The 2,675-nt window shown below is 36.7% G+C and carries 2 protein-coding genes; one reads left to right on the forward strand and one right to left on the reverse strand.

The window, feature by feature from the left end:
• Positions 1-622 precede the first annotated feature (622 nt).
• Positions 623-2,134, reverse strand: coding sequence for an FAD-dependent tricarballylate dehydrogenase TcuA (gene tcuA / locus Q0371_RS00245; protein ID WP_298466749.1), 1,512 nt, complete (start codon positions 2,132-2,134; stop codon positions 623-625).
• A gap of 265 nt (positions 2,135-2,399) precedes the next feature.
• Here tcuA and Q0371_RS00250 point away from each other — a divergent pair.
• Positions 2,400-2,675, forward strand: a 276-nt coding sequence (locus Q0371_RS00250) for a LysR family transcriptional regulator (protein ID WP_298466752.1), incomplete at its 3' end; no start/stop codon positions are given.

Below are 2,675 nucleotides of genomic sequence, written 5' to 3' on the forward strand. Positions count from 1 at the left end.
AATGCCTTCAAAATTCAATAATAAACTAGGAATGAGAATAGAAAAAATTTCCTGGGAAAGCTAAAACCCTTATACAAATTAGGGTATAGATACTGAATCCAGATTTTCATAGTAACTAGAGTAAATATACAAAGAAAGCTAATTGCTATCTATCATCCTTGTTTAGGGGAAAATATCAATAAACCAATCCGCTACCCTTTTTCACATGCTTAACTTAGGATAAACAGCAATATAAATAAAATCATACAAAGTATTGATAACTGGTAACTCTTCATAAGTCAATACTTTATGCACGATAATGCCAATCTCTATCCATTACAGCTGGTGCTAAACTCGAAAAGCTAGTAATGAAGAATCTTATTGTCTGGCCGTCAGGACGCTTAAAGCAATATACAATCACTCCATCTGAAAAAACTGCAATAGATACACTGTTACTAAGTTTGACCTTGTAATATACCCATATGATTTGGGTTTTAGTCAAAGCATAAAGATTTTTAATATTTTAAAATACCAAACAGCCAAGGACTTTTTTAAGCCTTGGCTATTTTTCATTCTTCTACTTCACGTATCTCTATTATTTTTTGGACTCATTCTTTTCTAATAAACCATTCAAGAAAAAGACTCAGTGATGATTGATCGTTTCAACCTTATCTTGAGTATAGTGGGTTGCGGATGAACCAGCTAATTTTCCAAAGACTGCTCCAGACATTAACCCGGATCCACCAGGATAGTTTTCATAAAAAATCCCCCCAATCATTTCACCAGCCGCAAAGAGACCTTTTATCGGTTGTTCTTCTTTGTCTAACACATGACCCGTTGCATTTACATGCAAACCACCGAACGAGAAGGTGATTCCGCACGTTACAGGGAAAGCATAGAATGGACCTTGCTCAATTCGAAGTGCCCAGTTGGATTTAGGAGGGATAATTCCTTTCGTTCCTTTGCCATCTTTCTCTGCGGGTCTATACTCGCCCTCTTGTACGGCACTGTTATACTCTTCGATCGTTTTAAGGAATTGTGTTTGATTGACCGGCAGTAAACTAGCCAACTCTTCAAGTGTATCTGCTTTATAAATAGTCGCTTCTTCAAGGTCATATTCTTTACGCAGCATCGGGCGTACCTGTGCATCATAAATTTGATATGCTACATGTCCAGGCTGTTTTAATACCTCACGGCCGTATTTGGCATAGGTGTAATTTCGCAAATCTGCTCCTTCATCAACAAAACGTTTCCCTTCATTATTAAGCATGACGCTGTACGGATAAGAATGCTTTTTAAAAATATCTCCCGGCTTCGTGAAGTCTCCTACTTTTGGCGCGTTATAATCTGTCCCAATCGAATGACATCCAGACCACTGCCCAAATTTTTGAGCCCCGACTGCCATAGCCATGGAGATGTCGTCTCCTGTGTTGAACTCGGTTCCACGAACAATAGCAGCTTCCCATTCTTCACCAATATTTTCACTTCTCATTTTCTTATTGGCTTCAAAGCCGCCACAGGCCAAAATCACACCGGATGTCTGAACAGTTACCAATGTATGATCCTTCTCAACAACGACACCGGTTATTGTGTTATGCTCTGATACAAGCTCCACAGCACGTGAATCGTACCAAACGTCGATGCCGATTTCTTCTGTCCGCGCAAAGAGCTGTCTCATTAAGCCAACGCCTTTATCCTCCGTTTTGATAGGCAGTCCTCCCCAGAAATTGCGCTTGCCATCTTGTACGAAAGATTGATTTTCATAATTCAATTCAAATTTTATTCCCTGATCACGCATCCACGCAATTGTTTCATATGACCTAGAAACCAGCTGTTTTGCTAACTCAGGATTACTTTGTCCATCTGTTACTCGCATTAGATCATTGTAATAATCGGATTCCGTGTATTCAGGCATTACAATTAACTCGGATTCTTCATCTGTTAATTCAGGTATTATATTTCTGATTGCGTCTAAATTATTGTAGGCAACACGTATGGCTCCATCTGTGAAGAAAGAGTTTCCTCCACGCTTTTCCAATGGTCCTCGTTCTAATACAAGAACTCTAGCACCTCCCTCTTTTGCTGATATTGCGGCACATAAAGCTGCGTTTCCTGCCCCTACTACAACTACATCATAATTTTGTGTATTTGACATCTTTACCCCTCCTGTTAAGTAGTGATAACTCTTCATGTAAATAATAAGTGAAAATAATGAATAAAAATAATATTGTTTTTTTATTCATTGCCATAGAAAAATTTTATGAATAAATACTAGAAACATTTAGTTAGATTATTGATTTACACAAAAAAAGATAGATTTCTTTCATTCATTAGTTGTATTATACTTTTAGAAATCAAATAAATTATCATTATTTATAATTACCCATAAATATTTTTTATGGTTAAAGGAGAAAAATTTTATGGATGAAAAAGACTGGCTTATTTTAATTACTCTTTACGAAGAAAGAAATATAACAAAGGCAGCACAACGACTATTTATTTCCCAACCAGCTTTATCCTATCGTATAAAACAGCTGGAAAAAGAGTTCAAAACAAATTTAATCTCTAGAGGCAAAAGAGGTGTCGAGTTTACAGTTGAAGGGGAATACCTCGTTCAATATTCGAAAAATATGCGTAAGCAATTAGGAGCTGCAAAAGAACACATTTCAAATTTAGATAAAAAAGTAAAAGGAACT

This window comes from uncultured Psychrobacillus sp. (assembly GCF_938022135.1).
Taxonomy (GTDB): Bacteria; Bacillota; Bacilli; order Bacillales_A; family Planococcaceae; genus Psychrobacillus.